Annotated in this window: 17 protein-coding genes; 9 read left to right on the top strand and 8 right to left on the bottom strand. The window is 74.6% G+C overall.

All coding sequences use genetic code 11. From position 1 onward, the window contains the following. The first annotated feature begins 118 nt into the window (after positions 1-118). From ABZ693_RS11650 to ABZ693_RS11640, 3 genes are all read left to right on the top strand, one after another. Entirely contained in the window at positions 119-373 is a 255-nt protein-coding gene (locus ABZ693_RS11650) for a DUF1049 domain-containing protein (protein WP_359875662.1), read from the top strand. Further along, positions 370-738, top strand: a complete 369-nt coding sequence (locus ABZ693_RS11645; RefSeq protein ID WP_359875661.1) for a hypothetical protein — start codon at positions 370-372, stop codon at positions 736-738. The genes ABZ693_RS11650 and ABZ693_RS11645 overlap by 4 nt, the downstream gene beginning before the upstream one ends. A 96-nt stretch (positions 739-834) precedes the next feature. Further along, the gene (locus tag ABZ693_RS11640; protein ID WP_359875660.1) at positions 835-1,422 is read left to right on the top strand and encodes a GNAT family N-acetyltransferase; all 588 of its coding nucleotides are present in this window, start codon (positions 835-837) and stop codon (positions 1,420-1,422) included. Between the two features lie 49 nt (positions 1,423-1,471). On the opposite strand, the gene ABZ693_RS11635 is transcribed toward ABZ693_RS11640, so the two are convergent. Continuing rightward, positions 1,472-1,807, bottom strand: a complete 336-nt coding sequence (locus ABZ693_RS11635) for a DUF6204 family protein (RefSeq protein ID WP_359875659.1) — start codon at positions 1,805-1,807, stop codon at positions 1,472-1,474. Positions 1,808-1,943: 136 nt separating this feature from the next. Between ABZ693_RS11635 and ABZ693_RS11630 the strand changes: the two genes are divergently transcribed. Further along, complete coding sequence (locus tag ABZ693_RS11630) at positions 1,944-3,905, top strand: DUF5107 domain-containing protein (protein WP_359875658.1); 1,962 nt, start codon at positions 1,944-1,946, stop codon at positions 3,903-3,905. A 21-nt stretch (positions 3,906-3,926) separates the two neighbouring features. On the opposite strand, the gene ABZ693_RS11625 is transcribed toward ABZ693_RS11630, so the two are convergent. The 5 genes from ABZ693_RS11625 to ABZ693_RS11605 form a co-directional block, all read right to left on the bottom strand. After that, positions 3,927-4,775 carry a methyltransferase domain-containing protein gene (locus ABZ693_RS11625; protein WP_359875657.1) on the bottom strand — a complete coding sequence of 283 codons (849 nt, stop codon included), beginning with the start codon at positions 4,773-4,775 and terminating at the stop codon, positions 3,927-3,929. Between the two features lie 98 nt (positions 4,776-4,873). Further along, positions 4,874-5,398 (bottom strand): GNAT family N-acetyltransferase, encoded by a 525-nt coding sequence (locus ABZ693_RS11620; RefSeq protein WP_359875656.1) that lies wholly within the window; start codon positions 5,396-5,398, stop codon positions 4,874-4,876. A gap of 73 nt (positions 5,399-5,471) precedes the next feature. Then, positions 5,472-6,002, bottom strand: coding sequence for a GNAT family N-acetyltransferase (locus ABZ693_RS11615; protein ID WP_359875655.1), 531 nt, complete (start codon positions 6,000-6,002; stop codon positions 5,472-5,474). Between the two features lie 32 nt (positions 6,003-6,034). Beyond that, the gene (locus ABZ693_RS11610; protein ID WP_359875654.1) at positions 6,035-6,709 is read right to left on the bottom strand and encodes a response regulator transcription factor; all 675 of its coding nucleotides are present in this window, start codon (positions 6,707-6,709) and stop codon (positions 6,035-6,037) included. Continuing rightward, on the bottom strand, positions 6,706-7,884 hold the full coding sequence (locus tag ABZ693_RS11605) for a sensor histidine kinase (protein ID WP_359875653.1): 1,179 nt from the start codon (positions 7,882-7,884) through the stop codon (positions 6,706-6,708). Before ABZ693_RS11605 ends, ABZ693_RS11610 begins: the two co-directional genes overlap by 4 nt. A 120-nt stretch (positions 7,885-8,004) precedes the next feature. On the opposite strand from ABZ693_RS11605, the gene ABZ693_RS11600 reads away from it, so the two are divergent. Further along, the gene (locus tag ABZ693_RS11600; RefSeq protein WP_359875652.1) at positions 8,005-9,534 is read left to right on the top strand and encodes a DUF1349 domain-containing protein; all 1,530 of its coding nucleotides are present in this window, start codon (positions 8,005-8,007) and stop codon (positions 9,532-9,534) included. Between the two features lie 145 nt (positions 9,535-9,679). Beyond that, entirely contained in the window at positions 9,680-10,930 is a 1,251-nt protein-coding gene (locus tag ABZ693_RS11595; RefSeq protein ID WP_359875651.1) for an aminotransferase class I/II-fold pyridoxal phosphate-dependent enzyme, read from the top strand. Between the two features lie 20 nt (positions 10,931-10,950). Here the strand turns inward: ABZ693_RS11595 and ABZ693_RS11590 are convergent, their stop codons facing one another. Beyond that, positions 10,951-11,625 (bottom strand): DedA family protein, encoded by a 675-nt coding sequence (locus tag ABZ693_RS11590; protein ID WP_359875650.1) that lies wholly within the window; start codon positions 11,623-11,625, stop codon positions 10,951-10,953. 70 nt (positions 11,626-11,695) lie between these two features. Continuing rightward, positions 11,696-12,469 carry an MBL fold metallo-hydrolase gene (locus tag ABZ693_RS11585; RefSeq protein ID WP_359875649.1) on the bottom strand — a complete coding sequence of 258 codons (774 nt, stop codon included), beginning with the start codon at positions 12,467-12,469 and terminating at the stop codon, positions 11,696-11,698. Positions 12,470-12,704: 235 nt separating this feature from the next. Between ABZ693_RS11585 and ABZ693_RS11580 the strand changes: the two genes are divergently transcribed. From ABZ693_RS11580 to ABZ693_RS11570, 3 genes are all read left to right on the top strand, one after another. After that, entirely contained in the window at positions 12,705-13,109 is a 405-nt protein-coding gene (locus tag ABZ693_RS11580) for a serine integrase family protein (protein ID WP_359875648.1), read from the top strand. Between the two features lie 154 nt (positions 13,110-13,263). After that, positions 13,264-15,423, top strand: a complete 2,160-nt coding sequence (locus tag ABZ693_RS11575) for a phage holin family protein (protein WP_359875647.1) — start codon at positions 13,264-13,266, stop codon at positions 15,421-15,423. A gap of 83 nt (positions 15,424-15,506) precedes the next feature. Then, positions 15,507-17,093, top strand: a complete 1,587-nt coding sequence (locus ABZ693_RS11570) for an amino acid permease (protein ID WP_359875646.1) — start codon at positions 15,507-15,509, stop codon at positions 17,091-17,093. Positions 17,094-17,171: the final 78 nt, after the last annotated feature.

Raw genomic sequence — 17,171 nt, 5'->3', positions numbered from 1 at the left:
CACCGTAGTCGTCTCGCCCTGTCTGACAAGTCACTCCTTCGGTGCAGCTCGCCAGGGCTGTGGGGCGCGAATCGGCCGATCCTGGGGGAACGCACGGCGGGACGGAGAGAGGGCGGCCATGAGCGCCAAGAGGACGACGAGGGACAGGTCGAGCGCGAGCGCGTCCCGGGCCGGCGGGTTTTTCACCCCCGGCCGGATCGCGATTCTGGTCGTCGCGGCCGTGACGCTCGTCTTCATCTTCGAGAACACCCGTGAGGTGCGGATCAGGGTGCTGATCCCCGAGGTGACGATGCCGCTCTACCTCGCGCTGCTCGCCACCGCCCTGCTCGGCGCCGTCTGCGGCTATTACCTGGCCGCCAGGAGACGCCGGTGAGACGGGCGGCCCTCGTGTGGGCGGGGGCCGCCCTCGTGCTCGCGGCCGTGGCCGTGGGCTCGGCGCGTCCCGAGGGCGCGACGGACGGCGCGGACGGCGCCGTCGACGACATCGGTCGGCTGCCGATGCCGGACCTCCGCGGCCGGGGGCTGTGGCGGGTCTTCACCGCCCTCGACGCCCGGACCCGCCTCGACGTCCACGACGCCGCCGGCGCCGACCGCCGTGTCCTCTGGCCGCTCAACTGGCGGGTCTGCACCCAGTACCCGCCGCCGGGCACGGCCCGGCACCCCGGCGGCCGGCTGGTGGTGGGCGTGCTCAAGAAGGGCGAACCCTGCCCGGCCCGCGTCGCGGCGGCCCGCCGTTGAGCGGTACGCGCCTCCGGCGGCCGGTCGCGAGGGGCGCCGACCGCCCGGCCCCGTAACGTCGTTGAGCCCCGGTCCGCGCCCGCATAGCCTGGGTCCATGCCCGATGATCGAGAGAACCAGTCCGGCCGCTACCTGGCCGTCGGGCCCCGCGTCGCCCTGCGCCCGTTCACGGCGGGCGACGCCGAGGAGTTCACCGCACGGGCCCGGGAGAGCCGGGAGCTGCACACGCCCTGGCTGTTCCCGCCGCTCACGGCCGAGGCGTACGAGGTCTACGCCGGGCAGCTGATCGGCAACCCGGTCCGGGCCGGGTTCCTCGTCTGCGACCGGACCGACGGCGCGATCGCCGGATTCGTCAACATCAACAACATCGTCCGCGGCTCCTTCCTGTCCGGTGCCCTCGGCTACGGCGCGTTCGCGCACGCCGTCGGGCGCGGACTGCTCTCCGAAGGCTTCGGGCTCGTCCTCTCGCATGCCTTCGGGCCGCTCGGACTGCACCGCCTCGAAGCGAACATCCAGCCCGGCAACGCCGCCTCGCGCGCCCTGGTCCGGCGGGCCGGCTTCCGGCTCGAAGGCTTCTCGCCCGCGATGCTCTTCATCGACGGGGCGTGGCGCGACCACGAGCGCTGGGCGGTCACGGCCGGCGACCCCGGTCCGGCCCGCGCCGGCGTCCGGGCCGACGCGTGACGGCGGGGCGCCGGCCCGTCCGGTCCGGCGCCCCCGCTTCAGCGGCGGTTCAGCGCCGCTTGTAGTTGATCTTCATCGTGTCCATGTCGGTGACCGTGGACCGCAGCCCCTTGAAGCCGTGCCCGAGCTTTCCCAGGGCCGTCTCCACCCGGTCCTCCGCGATCGCGCCCGCCATCTCGTCCCCCTCGGCCGCGTCGGAGACGACGACCATGCGGTACGAGAAGTGCTTCAGCGTGCGGTCGTAGGCGAGCGAGCCCTCCTCGGTGAACTCCATCGCCGACATGCCGTGCGCGTCGGCCTCGGCCAGCAACCGCTCGCGGCTCTCCTCCGACAGCCCGTCGAACGTCCCCCGGACGATCACCCGGTAGGTGTGCTGCTCGCTCATGTGCCCGTGCCTTTCTCGATGGAGAACCAAGCGTAGGACGGGCTCCGCCCACCGCAACGGAATTTCTCGGTCAAGCACCCCCGGGCGGTTGTCCACCCCCTGGCCAGTGGTGGTTCCGCCGTGTTCCATGGTCGACATGACGACCGTACGACGTGCCGTACTCACCGTGCCCGCGGCGCCGTTGGGCCCGGACAATCCGCTGCCCGCCCTTCGTCTTCTCGGTGGCACCCCCACTCCCGCGGTCGACGCACGCGACCGGGCCGGGTTGCCCCGCGACATGGCGCGCCAGCTCGGGCACGCCCCCCTGCGCACCCTGCTGCCCACCCGCGTCCGTGACGGTTACGGACGCGATCGCACCCCGACCGACCTCGACACGATCGTGATCGAGAACGACCATCTACGGGTCACCGTCCTGCCCGGACTCGGCGGCCGCGTCCACTCCCTCCTCCACAAGCCGACCGGCCGCGACCTCGTCTACCGCAACCCGGTGCTCCAGCCCGCCGCCTTCGCCCTCAACGGCGCCTGGTTCTCCGGCGGCATCGAGTGGAACATCGGCGCCCACGGCCACGGCCCCCTCTCCTGCGCCCCGCTGCACGCGGCGGTCGTCCCCGCGCCCGACGGCGGCCCGATGCTCCGCCTGTGGGAATGGGAAAGGCTGCGTGACCTGCCCTTCCAGGTCGACCTCTGGCTGCCCGACGGCGCCGAACACCTGCGCGTCGCCGTCCGGATCCGCAACCCCCACGCGCGCGCCGTGCCCTGCTACTGGTGGTCCAACACCGCCGTCCCCGAGGACCGCCGGGTCCTCGCACCCGCCGACAGCGCCTGGCACTTCGGCTACGAGCGCACCCTGCGCCGGGTCCCGGTACCCCGCTCCGCGGACGGCGCCGACCACACGTACCCGCTCCGATCCGCCCACGCCGCCGACTACTTCTACGCGCTCGCCGACGGACGGCGCCGCTGGACCGCCGCGCTCGGCGAGGACGGCACCGGGCTCGTGCAGACCTCCACGGACACCCTGCTCGGCCGCAAACTGTTCCTCTGGGGCACGGCGCGCGGAAGCCGTCGCTGGCAGGAGTGGCTGACCGCGCCCGGCACCCCCGGATACGCCGAGATCCAGGCCGGTCTCGCCCGCACCCAGCTGGAACACCCGCCCCTCGAAGCGGGCGAGGAGGTTTCCTGGCTGGAGGTGTACGGGCCGCTCGGCGCCGACCCGGCGGCGGTGCACGGCGCCGACTGGGGGGCGGCGGGCGCGAGCGTCGAGGACGAACTGGAGCGGATCCTGCCGCGGGCCGAGGTCGACACCGCGTACGCGCGGTGGCGGGCCCACGCCGCGGACACCGAGCCCGGGCCGCTCCTCGCGACCGGATCGGGCTGGGGCGCGCTCGAAGTGCTGCGCGACGCCCATGTGTTGCCGGGGACGCCGTTCCCACCAGAGCTGCTGGGCGAGGAACAGCGGCCGTGGGCCGAGCTGTTGCGTACGGGCGGGCTGCCGGACGCCCCGGAGTCCGAGGCCGCGCGCTGGACCACGCCGGTGAACGACGCCTGGCGCGATCTGCTGGAGTCCGCCGCCCCGGCCGGACCGTCCACCGAGTACCACCTCGGCATCGCCCAGTGGGCGGCGGGCGATCTGGCCCAGGCGGTACGGAGTTGGGAACGCGGCCTGAAGAACGCGACCGAGCGCTGGCCCCTGCTCTTCTGCCTGGCCGTCGCCGACCGGGAGAGCGGACACCCGATGCGGGCCGCCGAGCGGTTCGCGGAGGCGTACGACGCGCAGCGGCGCACCGGCGATCCGCTCGTCGCCGCCGCGCTCGCCCGCGAGGCGGTGCCCGCCCTGCTCGCCGCCCATCGCGCCGACCGGGCCCGCCGGATCCTGGACCGCCTCCCCGAGGAGGTCCGCGCCCGCGGCGCCTTCCGGTATCTGGCGGCCCGGCTGCTCCTCGCGGAAGGCCGGAAGGACGAGGCCCGCGCCGTCTTCGACGCGGGCTTCGAGGTCGCCGACCTGCGGGAGGGCGCCGAGGAGCTGGGCGAGACCTGGGCTCGTATCACCGACGAACCCCTGCCGGACGCCTACGAGTTCAGGATGCGCCCGCCCGAGTGATCCGGCGGGTCCCTTGAACGGTCAGACCCGGCACAGGATTTCACCGTGCAGGACGACGAACCAGCCGTCGTCCTGCACACCCCAGGAGCGCCACGCGTCCGCGATCGCCGTCAGCTCCTCCAGGGTCGCGTGACCGCCCTCGACCGCCCGGCGGGCGTATCCGGACGCGGTGGTGCGGTCCGCCCACATCCCGCTCCACCAGGCGCGCTCCTCCGGCGCGGCGAAGCACCAGGTCCCGGCCGAGGCCGTGACGTCGGTGAACCCGGCCGCGCGGGCCCAGGACACCAGGCGGCGACCGGCGTCGGGTTCGCCGCCGTTGGACCGGGCGACCCGCCGGTACAGCTCGAGCCAGCGATCCAGGCCCGGCGCGGACGGGAACCAGGTGAACGCGTCGTAGTCGCTGTCCCGCACGGCCACCACGCCGCCCGGCCGGCACACCCGCCGCAGCTCGCGCAGTGCCTGTACCGGGTCGCCGACGTGCTGGAGGACCTGGTGGGCGTGGACGACGTCGAAGGAGTCGTCGGCGAAGTCGAGGGCGTGGACGTCGGCCACCGCGAACTCGACGTTGTCCAGGCCTCGTTCGGCCGCGACGGCCCGAGCGGCGTCGACGACGTCCGGCGCCGAGTCCACCGCGACGACCCGGCCGCCCGGCGCGACCCGCGCGGCCAGATCGGCGGAGATCGTGCCCGGTCCGCAGCCCACGTCCAGGACCGTCAGGCCCGGCTTCAGCTCCGGCAGCAGATAGGCGGCGGAGTTCTCCGCCGTGCGCCAGCGGTGCGACCGCAGCACGGACTCGTGATGGCCGTGGGTGTAGACGGCCGTCTCGCGGGGCGTGGACGGTTCCGGGCGGGTGGCGCTGCGGTCGGTCATGGCCGGGCTTCCTCACGGGGATCGGGTGCGGAGCGGTGCGTGTGGGGCGTGCGGTGCGGCCACGCTACGCCCCGTATTCGCATGGCGAGACCCCCTTCTCAGGATATGGACAACCGGTAGCGCAGTTCGCGCAGTTCACGGCCCCCGGTCTCCTCGACGACGGCCTCTCCGTCCGGGCTCCAGCCGGCCGCCTGGTAGAACGCCCGCGCCCGGGCGTTGTCCTCGAACACCCACAGCCCGGCCTCCCGGAAGCCGGTCGCGCGCATCGCCGCCACCGCCGCCGCGAGCAGCGCCCGCCCGACCCTGCGGCCCCACGCCTCCGGAGCGGCGTACAGCGCCGACAGTTCCGCCGTCGCCGACGGTTCCGCGGCCTCCTCGCCGCGCCACGCACGGAAGGCGACGAACGCGTCCACGGCCCCCGCCTCAGCCGCTCCTTCGGCCACCAGCACCACCGGCCCGGCGGGATCCGTCAGCCGCTCGCGCCACGCGACCGCCCGCTCGGCCGGATCGAGCGCGTCGAGATACGGCGCGGGCAGCAGGTCGCGGTAGGCCGCCTGCCAGGAACGGACATGGACGGCCGCGATCGCGGCGGCGTCGGACGGGAGGGCGTGTCGGATCGGCATGCCCGGCATTGTCGAGGGCGCCCGTCCGCTTCCGCCACGCCTTATCCCGCGGGCCAGGGCGGATGCGCGCCGGTCAGCGGGACGACGCCCAGCGCCGCTCCCCGTCCTGGAAGACGTCCGTCGGCGTCAGCCCGGCCGCCGCGGCCACCGCCGCCGAGGCGTGGTGCTCGGGATGGACGTGCGCGACGAGCGACGGTACGCCCTGCCCGCGCAGCCAGTCGGCGAGGGCCACCGCCGCCTCGCGGGCCAGCCCCCGGCCCTGCCAGGGCGTACCGACCACCCACGCGATCTCGGCGCCGTCGCGCACCACCGTGGCCTGCGCGGTGCCGACCGCACTGCCCCCGTCCGGGCCGTCGCCGCGCAACCGCAGCACCCAGTTGCACCAGGCGGCCGATCCGGCCTCGGCCGGCCCCGCGACCAACCGGGCGTAACGGGCCAGCAGTCCGGGCTCGGTGAGCGGGACCCCGCCGATGAAGGAGTGCAGCGCCGGATCGGCCAGGGCCACCGCCATCTCGGGCGCGTGGTCGAGCCGTAGCGGCTCCAGGTCCAGCCGGGCGGTGCGCAGCGGGACGGCGGCGAGACCGAGCGGGTCGGGTGCGTTCATCCGTACAGACTGCCCTGCGACGAACGGCCCCGTCAGCCCCGCTGGGGCCCGTCGGCGATGCGATAACCCACCCCGGGTGTGGTCGTGATGACCGGTGGACCGCCCAGCTTGCGGCGCAACCGGCCGACGGTGACGGTCACCGTGTGGGTGAAGGGATCGGCGTTCTCGTCCCATACCTGTTCCAGGAGGCCCTCGGCGCTCAGGAAGCCGGGGCTCGCGCGCAGCAGCGCCTCCAGGACGGCGAACTCCTTGACGGACAGATCCAGCGGACGGCCGTCGCGGAGGACGGTCCGGCGCACCGGGTCGAGTTCGAGGCCGGCGGCCCGCAGCACGCGGGCCCGGCCGGCCGGCCGGCGGCGGGCCAGGGACCGGATGCGCAGGATCAGTTCCGGGAAGTGGAACGGCTTGGCGAGGTAGTCGTCGGCGCCGAGGGTGAGGCCGCTGACCCGGTCGCCGGGGGCGCCCGCCGCGGTCAGCATCAGAACCATCGCGCGATCGTCCCGCTCGGTGATCATCTGGCAGAGCGTGTCGCCGTGGATACCGGGCAGATCGCGGTCGAGGACCACCACGTCGTACGGGTTCAGGCCAAGCTTGGCGGCGGCATCGAGGCCGTCGTGCGCGACATCGACGGCCATCCCCTGGTCCCGCAGTCCCTCGGCGACGACCTCGGCGAGCGAGCGCGCGTCCTCCACGACCAGAATCCTCACCACGTGACGCCGCCGGACCCCGACGCGGGGACCGGACCGGTCGCGGCGTCCCGCGGGAGCGCCGCCACGACGCGCAGGCCGCCCTCCGGCCGGGCCAGCAGGGCCAGGCGGCCGCCGTGCGCCGTGACGATCGCCGCCACGATCGACAGCCCCAGGCCGGAACCCCCCTCCGGTCCCGTCCGGTCGGCGCCGAGCCGTACGAACGGCTGCGTCAGCCGGTCCACCCCCTCCTGGTCGAGAACGGGCCCGCCGGTCTCGACGACGAGGCGCGTCTCGCCGGCGTCGTCCTCAGTGGAGACGCGGATCCAGCCGCCGTCCTGGTTGTGCGCGATCGCGTTGGCGACCATGTTCTCCACCATTCGGGACAGCAACGCCGGACTGCCCCGCGTCCAGGCCTCCGGCCGCACCGCGCCGTCGACGGTCAGCGCCTTCGCCGCGATTCCGGCGGCCCCGTCGGCCAGCGCCTGCCGAACCAGCGCACCGAGCGACACGGGGGTCCGGTCGGCGAGCGGGCCGTGCTGCGCCCGGGCGAGGACGAGGAAGCCGTCGAGGAGGTGATCGACCCGGTCGAGTTCGGTGCGTACCCGGTCGGCGAGCGCGACGGTCTGCGCCGCGGGCTTCGGCTTCGCGACGGCGACGTCCAGTGATGCCCGGATCGTCGCCAGCGGCGTGCGCAGTTCATGCGAGGCGTTGCCGACGAAGCGGCGCTGCGAGGCGAACGAGGCCCCGAGGCGTTCCAGCAGACCGTCGATCGTGTCCGCGAGTTCCTTGACCTCGTCGACCGGGCCTGTCAGGGCGAGCCGTTGATCCAGGTTCTCCGCGGAGATCCGCCGGGTCGCCGCGGTGATCAGCCGCAGCGGGCGCAGGACCCGGCCGGCGAGGACCCGGCCGAGCAGGAGCGACACGCCCACCATGACGACCAGCGCGATCAGCGAGCCGACCAGCAGCCGACGGCTTTGCTGCGCGTGCGCGTCCGCGAGCTGCCGCTCCAGATCCTGGATCCGCTGCTCGGCGGCCACGCCGGGCGGGCCGGCCGGGAACTGTTCCGGAGCGACGCTGGTCAACCGTCCACCGGACATCAGATAGGTCAGGGCGAGCAGCACGACTCCCGACCCGAGGAACCCGGCGGTGTAAAGGATCGTGAACCGCCGTCCGACGGTTCCGCTCCACGGCATGCCCATGCTTCTCCCCTTCGCGCGGGTCCGGCTCGGAGCCAGGATGCCCCGCCGCACCTCACAGCGGCATAACAAAGGCGGTTCGGCCCCTGTGAGGGCCGCGCCCGTAGAACCAAGACCATGCTGACGACCAACGACATACTCCGGCGGGAGTGGACCGGATTCCGGCGACCGGGCAGGCTGCTCGCGATGGCGGCCGCGGCCCTCGTCGTCATCGCCCTCGGTCTGCTCCAGGCGTCCGGCGGCCACGCGTCCTGCGACGGGCCGTGCCCGGCCGCGCCGACCGGGCCCGACGGCTCCCTCGTCCACGACCAGTTCGCCTTCCTGCATCGCGATCTGGGCGAGCACGGCAGCATCACGGTCCGGATGACGGCCATGACGGGCACGATCACCTACCCGCCACCGGATCACGACACGATCGTCCCGGGCCTGGTCCCCTGGGCGAAGGCCGGAATCCTCGTCAAGGACGGGGTCCGCCAGGGGTCTTCCTACGCGGCGCTGATGCTCACCGGCGGCCATGGTGTGCGGATGCAGTACGACTACCGCCATGACATCGCGGGCAGCGGCGGCGGGGTCTCGGCCACGTCGCCACGCTGGCTGCGGCTGACTCGGTCGGGTGACACCCTCACCGGCTATGAGTCGGCCGACGGCGAGACGTGGACGAAGGTCGGCACGGTGCGGCCGTCCGGGCTGCCGAAGACGGTGCGGGTCGGCCTGTTCGCCACCTCTCCCGGCGACCTGACGCTGCGGCGCGTCGGCCTCGGCGGCGCCACGGAACAGGTGCGCTTCACCCAGGCATCCGGCGTCTTCGACCACGTCCGCGTCAAGGGAGCGGTGGCCGCCGGGAGTTGGCGGAGCGACACCGTCGGCGAGATGAACCGGACCGACTGGGAGAAGGAGTACAAGGCGTCCGGAGCGGTGGTGGACGGCGGCACGATCACCGTCACCGGCGTCGGCGACATCGGGCCTGCCGGTGCCGAGGACGGTGGCCGCCCGCTGGAGGGGACGCTCGGCGGCCTGTCCCTGGCGCTGCTCGTCGTACTCGTGGTCGCGGTGCGCTTCGTCACCGCCGAGCGCCGCGACGATCCGCTCACCCGCCGGGCGCTCGCCGCCAAGGCGGTCGTCGCCGGGGCCGCCACCTGGGTGACCGGTCTTGTCGCCCTGGGCGTCGTGCTCCCGGTCGGCACGGTGATCCTGCGGGGGAACGGGATCCCCGTCGTCGGGGCGACCGCGTCCACCTGCGCGCGAGTCGTCGTCGGTACGGCCGCCGTGCTCGCTCTCGCCGCGATGCTGGCCGTCGCGCTCGCCGCCCTGCTGCGGCGCGCCCGGATCGCGATTCCGGTCGCCGTCCTGGCGATCGCGGTCCCGTACGCGGTGACCTCGTTCCCGCTGCTTCCCGACGGCCTGGCGCAGTGGCTGCTGCGGGTCACCCCGGCCGCCGGCTTCGCCACCCAGCAGACGCTCGTCGCCTATCCGCAGGTCGTCGCCCACTACGCGCCCTCCGCCGGGTACTTCCCGCTTCCGTGGTGGGCCGGGGCCGCCGTGCTGGGCGCGTACGTGACGACGCTTCTGGGCCTCGCTCTGCGCCGCCTGCCGCAGGGCGGCCGACGATCCGGCCGCCAGGACGGGCGGGTGGTGACGCGGCGGTGACGCGGCGGCGCGGGAGCACTCGCGTTCCCGGCGTGGCGAGTCGATTCGGACAGGCCTGCCGTCGCCCGTCCGCGGGCACGAGCGGCAGAACCTCCCGGACCTCCGTATAAAGGCAGGGGAGCGACATCACAGAGAGGTCCGGGACATGCGGCTGACCCTCCCCGAGGGGCGCGGGCCGGTGCGGTACGCGCCCCTCGCGCCGAGCCCTGGGCTGCCCGTGCTGCCCCGCCTCGCCGCCCTGCTCGCCGGTGCCGCGGACCACACCGCGCCCGAGCCGCCCGGCGGCGGGCCCGTCCTGCGTGAGGCGGCGGCCGGGTACTGGTGGCGACGCGGACTGCGGACCCACCCCGAGGACACCGTCGCCGCCTCCGGCGCCCCGCCGCTCCTGCTCGCCCTGCTCACCGCCCACGGCGGCGACGTGCTGCTGCCCCGGCCCTGCCCCGCCTGGTGGACCCCGCAGATCCGGCTCCTCGGCCGGCCCGCGTACGCCGTGCCCACCCCGGCCGAGTGTGGCGGCGTGCCCGACCCGTACGCCCTGCTGGAGACCGTGCGCCGGATCCGAGCCGAGGGTGGCAGCCCGCGGCTGCTGCTGCTTTCCGTCGCCGACGACCCCACCGCCACCGTCGCCCCGCCCGAACTCCTGCGCGAGGCATGCGAGGCGACGGTCGCCGAAGGGCTGCACATCGTCAGCGACGAGACCTGGCGCGACACCCTGCACCGCCCGCGCGAGACCGTGCTGCTGAGCCCCGCCGACATGTGCCCCGAGGACGTCACAGTCCTCACCGATCTGGCCGGCGCGTTCACCCCGGCCGGCTGGCCCTGCGCCGTCGCCCGCTTCCCACCGGGGGCGGCCGGTGCCCACCGGGCCCGTACGCTCGACATCCTCACCGCGCTCGGCGCCCTCGTCGCCGCCCCGGTCGCCCCCGCCGCCGCGTACGCGCTCGGCGAACCCCCGGACGTCGCCGAACGGACCCGGCTCGCCGCCGCCCTGCACGCCAGGATCGCCACCGCCGCGCACCGGGCCGTGCTGGCCGCCGGAGCGCTCGCCCTGCCGCCGCGGGCCGGACGTCATCTCTACGCCGATCTGGGCCCGTTGCGCGCGGGGCTGACCGCCCGTGGCGTGCAGGACTCCCTCGATCTGGAGAACCATCTGACCGAGGTGCTCCGCACCCCGGTCCCCGGCGGCCATCGCTTCGGCGACGAACTCGGCGCTCTGCGCGCCCGGTTCGACACCGCGCCCTTCCTGGGGGAGACCGAGCCGGAACGGGCGGAAGCCCTCGCCGACCCCCGGCCCGAGGAACTCCCGCACGTGGCGGCGGCGTTGAGCCGATTCGCGGCCGTCCTCGCGGAACTCGCCGAGGCAGGCGACCCGCGCGCGGGGAGGGACGGGAGCTGACGAGTACTCATCCCTCAGGGCTACGCGTGCTCGCCGCCCCGGCCCGCCGGCGGCACCTCGTGGTGGTGCCGTCCGCGCAGCCGCCGCCACAGCGCCGGGAGCGCGCTGACCAGCACCGTGAGCCCCACCGCGGCCACCACACCCTGCCACGGTTCCGGGAAGAGCGAACCGCCCAGGATGCCGATGAGCTGGTACGTCGCCGCCCAGGCCAGGCAAGCCGGCAGATCGCCCCGGGCGAACCGGCGCAGCGGCATCCCGGCGAGCAGACAGGCCAGCATCACCGGGATCCGCCCGGCCGGTACGAGCCGCGACAGGACGAGCACCGGCACCTGGTGGGTCTCCAGCCGTTCCTGCGCGTGGACGAGTCGCTCCGGGGTGACCCGGCCGCGCAGCGACGCCAGCCAGCGCGACCCGCCGCGCGAGCGCACCCCGCGCTGCCCGAGCCAGTACAGCGCGAGATCGCCGAGGAACGCCGCGAACGACGACACCAGGAACACGAACAGCAGCGCCAGCGGCGACGTCTGGTGGAAGGCCACCACCGCAGCCGAGCTCACGACCGCGCCGGTCGGCACCACCGGCACCAGCGCGCCCAGCGCCACCAGCAGGAACAGCGAGGGATAGCCGACGGCCTGCTGCGTCGACTCCGGCGGCAGCACCGGAGCCACGGGCACCACCGTCACGAGACGCTCGATCACCGGCCGCCCCTCGCGTCGGCCGTCTGGTCCGTCCCCGCGTCGCCCGGCCCCGTCCGTCTGCCGCCCCCGCTCACCGCGCCACCTCCGGCCGGACCCGTTCGCCGTGACCGAGCCGGTGCACCGCGACCTTCGGGGCGATCAGGGTGGCGTGCCGGACGAACTCGTCGCCGGGGGAGTGGAATTCGTGCGGCCGCACCGCGTCCATGCCGATGGGCCAGTACGTGCCGTAGTGCACCGGCACCGCGGCGGCCGGCGACAGCGCGGCGAGGGCCTCCGCGGCGCGCCCGGCGTTCAGATGACCGTGCCCGAGGAACGGACCCCAGCCGCCGACCGGCAGCAGCGCCACGTCCACCGGGCCGACCGCGTCGGCCATGCCGTCGAACAGTCCGGTGTCCCCGGCGAAGTAGGTACGGGCCTCGCCCTCGACCACGTAGCCGAGCGCGGGGGAGCGCTGCGGGCCGACCGGGATCCGGCGCCCGTCGTGCGACGCGGGCACGGCCCGTACCCGTACGCCGTCGACCGCCGCCGACTCGCCCGGCGCGAGCTCGGTGAGCCGGAGCCCCCGCCCGCCGAGCCGGCGCAGCGCCGGTACGGCCGCGAGCGCGCCGCGCGGCACGAAGACCCGGGTGCCCGGGGCGAGCCGGGCGAGGGAGGGCAGATGCAGATGGTCGGCGTGCAGATGGGAGACGAGTACCGCCTCGGCGTGGGCGGCCTGCGGCGGCGGCACGGCGCCGCGCCGGCGCCGCAGGTGCGCGAACCGGCGCGCGAAGAGCGGATCGGTGAGGAAACGGACCCCGGAGTCCTCGACCGTGCAGGTGGCATGACCCCACCAGGTGATCTCCACCGCCGCCGCCCTCTCCGTCCCGTTCCCGTGTTCTCGCGTGGACGGGAACGCCCTCGCGTCCCGCGTTCCGCGCCCGGTGGCCGCCCCGACGGCGCCCGCCTCCGTATCGAGGGTAGAGGCCCGGCGGCGTCACCGTGCCCCGTCGGCCGGTCCGCGCCGTATCCGGCCCCGGGCGGTGCCCCGGCGGGACGCCGAACCTCTCCTCGGGGACCCGCCGACGCAGTAGGGTCGCCCCATGGACGACGTTCGGGTGGCGGCGATCGCCAGCCTCACCCCGCTCGAAGAGCTCGACGACGACCCCTTCCTGGTCGACACCCGCAGCCAGCACGCCATGTGCGCCCGCTGGGCCGACGACAACGGCTACGTGGTGACCCGGAGACTCCTCTGCTACGGCCTCAGACCCGACCACGACGCGCTGTGGGCGGACGTCGACGAGGGGGCCGTGGACGTCTTCGTCGCGCCGAACGAACGCGTGCTGGCCCGCGCGCTGACGGACGTCTCCGGCTTCCTCGCGGAGTGCGTCCGGCGCGGGGTGCGCCTGGAGACCGCGGGGTTCGACGAACCGGCGTACGACGGGCCCATGAAGGCGGGTGTGCACCGCCGGCTCTCGATGCCCACGGCCGGATACGACGGCTCCTGAGCCTCACGCCTCCTCGGCCCCCGGTTCCTCGGCCCCAGCCCCTCGCCTCACCCCCTTCCGGCCTCTCGCCCCGCCCCGGCACCGCACGACCGGCACTGTCCCGGACCCGCTGTGCCAGTCTTGAGGCAGGAAACAGGTGAAAGGCGAACAAGGCGTGGGTGAACGGCGAGGGCGGTCAGGCCGCTGGCGCAGCGCGGGCAGCGCGCTGCTGCGCGTGATCACGGTGTGGGCCGTCTCCACCCTGACCCTGCTGGTCCTCGCCGCCGTGCTGCCCGACTTCCGGCTCCAGTCCCACGACGGCGACAGCGTCACCCGTATCGCGCTCACCGCCGCCTGGGGCGCGGGGGCCTTCGGCCTGCTCGGCGCGCTCGTGTGGCGGCTGATCGTCCGGGCCCTGCTGCTCGTGCCCGCGCTGGTCCTCGGCCTGCTGGTGTTCTTCCTCAACGGCTCGCTGCTGCTCCTCGCGCTCCGGCTCATCCCCGACGGGCGCGGCGCCGTCGCCCCGGAGACGGCCGTCGTGGTCGCCGCCGTGATGTCCGCCGTCGCCTCGGCCACCTCCACCGCCCTCGCGGTCCGGGACGACGAGGCGTACCGGCGCCGGCTGTACCGGCTCACCGACCGCACCCGCCCGCGGATCGCCCGCGGCGGCCCCGAGGCCGCCCCCGGCACCGTCTTCCTCCAGCTCGACGGCGTCGGCCACCGGGTGCTGCGCGACGCCGTCGCCGACGGCCGGATGCCCACCGTCGCCGAGTGGCTGGACCGGACCCACACCCTCACCCCGTGGCGTACGGACTGGTCGAGCCAGACCGGCGCCAGCCAACTCGGCATCCTGCACGGCTCCAACGAGGACGTGCCCGCCTTCCGCTGGTACGAGAAGGACACCGGCCGTCTCATGGTGTCCAACCGGCCGGCGAGCGCCGTCGAACTCCAGCGCCGCGCCGTCGAGCGCACCGGCCACGGCGGACTGCTCGCCCACGACGGCGCCTCGCGCGGCAACCTGTTCAGCGGCGGCGCCGAGCAGCTCGCGCTCGTCCTGTCGATGGCGGCCCGCCGGGGCCCGCTCAATCGCTCGCGCGCCGGCTACTTCGCGTACTTCTCCGACCCCGCCAACGCCGTCCGCACCGCCGGCTCGCTCCTCGCCGAGGTGCTGCGCGAGATGGTCCAGTCGACCCGCGCCCTGCTGCGCCGCGACACTCCGCGCGTCTCGCGCGGCGGGCTCTATCCCTTCGTCCGGGCCTTCGCCACGGTAGTGGAGCGCGACGTGGTGGTCTCGGCCGTGATGGGCGACATGCTCGCCGGGCGGAGCGCCGTCTACGCGGACCTGGTGGCGTACGACGAGGTCGCCCACCACTCCGGCCCCCGCGGCCGCGACACCGACCAGGTGCTCGCCCGGCTCGACCGGTCGATCGCCCTGATCGCGAAGGTCGCCGAGCACGCGCCCCGCCCGTACCGGATCGTGCTCCTGTCCGACCACGGGCAGAGCCCGGGGGAGACCTTCGCCTCCGCGTACGGGCTGACGCTGCGCGATCTCGTACGGGCCGGGTGCGGGCTGGCCGTGCCGCGCCGGGTCCGCCGGACCCACAGCGGATCGGAGGCCCGGGACGCGGCCCGCGAGGCGCTGCGCGGCGCGCTGCACCGGCCGGTGGACCAGGAGGGCGAGGCCGGTCCGGAGGGGCAGGAGGCGGCGGCGGTGGCCGCGGCCCGGGCGCCCGAGCCGGTGGTGCTGGCCTCCGGGAACCTGGGCCTGGTGTCGTTCCCGGGCGTGCCGCACCGGATGACCCGGGAGGAGATGGACCGGCTGCACCCGGCGCTGCTGCGTACCCTCGCCGAGCACCCGGGGATCGGGTTCCTGCTGGTCGCGAGCGAGGAGCACGGCTCGGTGGTGCTGGCCCGCGGCGGGGTCGAGGCGCCGCTCGCGGAGCTGACCGACGAGGCGCCGGGGCCGCTCGCCGGGTTCGGGCCGGGCGCGGCGGACGCGGTGCGGCGCACCGACGGCTTCCCGCATGTCGCCGACATCATGGTCAACTCGATGCACGACCCGGCGACGGGCGGCGTGCACGCCTTCGAGGAGCAGATCGGGTCGCACGGCGGCCTGGGCGGTGAGCAGGGCGAACCGTTCCTGCTCTGGCCGCGCGAGCTGACGCCGCCGCCCCCGGAGGGGCTGGTGGGGGCCGAGCGGGTGCACCGGGTGCTGGCGGGCTGGTTGAGGGAGAGCGGCGGCCCGCAGGTACCGCTGGAGATTTCCCTGCCGAGCGACCAAACGGAAGCAGTTCTTCCGGTTGATGGACCGCCGCGGCGGGACAAACACGGGTGATTTTGCGGGCACGTCGAGCCGGACGGACCATGGGTGACGTTTACGTGACGAGAGGTTTGTCCGACGAGAGGCGCACCACCCGCATGAGCACGGCCCCCACCGCCGCAGGCCAGGACCCCACCCCGGTCCCGGCCTGCGACCCGGTCACGGCCCCGGTCCTCGACCAGGACCCGGCCCTCGACCGCGACCCCGTCACCGGTACCGCACCGGTCGCCGGCACCACCCCGGACGGCACCACTCCGGAGGGCGGGAGCCCGGACGGACACCCGGCCGGCAAGCACGCCCGCCGCTTCGGCCTTCCCGTCGCCACCGCCCTGGTCATGGGCAACATCATCGGCGGCGGCATCTTCCTCCTTCCGGCGTCCGTCGCCCCGTTCGGCACCATCAGCCTGCTGGCCTTCGGCGTGCTGACCCTCGGCGCGATCGCCCTGGCCCTGGTCTTCGGCCGGCTCGCCCGCCGCCTCCCGAAGACCGGCGGCCCCTACGTCTACGCCCGCGCCGCCTTCGGCGACTTCGCCGGCTTCCTCGCCGCCTGGTCGTACTGGATCACCGCCTGGGTCTCCAACGCGGCGCTCGCCGTGGCCGCCGTCGGCTACCTCGACGTCCTCGTCCCCGTACACGAGTCGAAGCTCCTGACCATCGTCGCCGCGCTGTCCTTCCAGTGGCTGCCCGGCCTCGCCAACCTGGCCGGCACCCGGTACGTCGGCGCCGTGCAGGTCGTCGCGACCGTGCTCAAGTTCGTCCCGCTGCTCCTGGTCGCCGTCGGCGGGTTCTTCTTCTTCGACCCCGCCAACCTCGGGCCCTTCCAGGCGAGCGAGGGCAGCCCGATCGGCGCGATCTCGGCGTCCGCCGCGATCCTGCTGTTCAGCTACCTCGGCGTCGAGTCCGCCGCCGTCAGCGCCGGCGAGGTCCGCGACCCGCGCCGCAACGTCGGCCGTGCCACCGTCCTCGGCACCCTCGGCGCCGCCGTGCTCTACCTGGTCGGCACTCTCTCGGTCTTCGGCACCGTCGCCCACGACAAGCTGGTCCACTCCACCGCGCCCTTCTCCGACGCCACGAACATCATGTTCGGCGGGTCCTGGGGCGGTGTGGCCGTCGCCTGCATGGCGATGGTCTCGATCCTCGGCGCGCTCAACGGCTGGACCCTGCTCAGCGCCCAGGCGCCGTACGCCGCCGCCCGCGACGGGCTGTTCCCGAAGGCCTTCACCATCAAGCGGCGCGGCGTCCCCACGTTCGGCGTCGTCGTCACCGTGGCCCTCGCCTCGATGCTGACGATCTACAACTACACGGCCGGCACCAAGGGCGTCTTCGAGATGCTGGTCCTGGTCACCACCTTCACGGCCACCGTGCCGTATCTGCTCTCCACGGCCGCCCAGATCTACTTCCTGCTCTCCGGGCAGGGCGAGAAGGTCTCCCGGGCGCACCTCGTCCGCGACGGCGTGCTGGCCCTCGCCGCCTTCGGTTTCTCGATCTGGCTGGTCGCGGGCGCCGGATACGAGGCCGTCTACCAGGGCGTCCTCTTCCTCTTCGTGGGCGTTCTCGTGTACGCGGTGATGGCGGCCCGCAAGGGCCGCGCCGCCCGGACCGCGAACGGCGCGAACGGCGAGAACGGCGAGAACGGCAAGGGTGCCGAGGTGGGCGCGCCGCTGGTCAACACTGCCGCGGAGTGACCTCCTGGGGGTGAAAAGCGAGGCCCTGGTGTAGGCCGTTCGGGGGGATCCCCGGGCGGGTCGGCGCACCAGGGCCTC

The organism is Streptomyces laurentii (assembly GCF_040635425.1).
GTDB lineage: Bacteria > Actinomycetota > Actinomycetes > Streptomycetales > Streptomycetaceae > Streptomyces > Streptomyces laurentii.
This window is presented reverse-complemented; position numbering and strand designations above follow the sequence as displayed.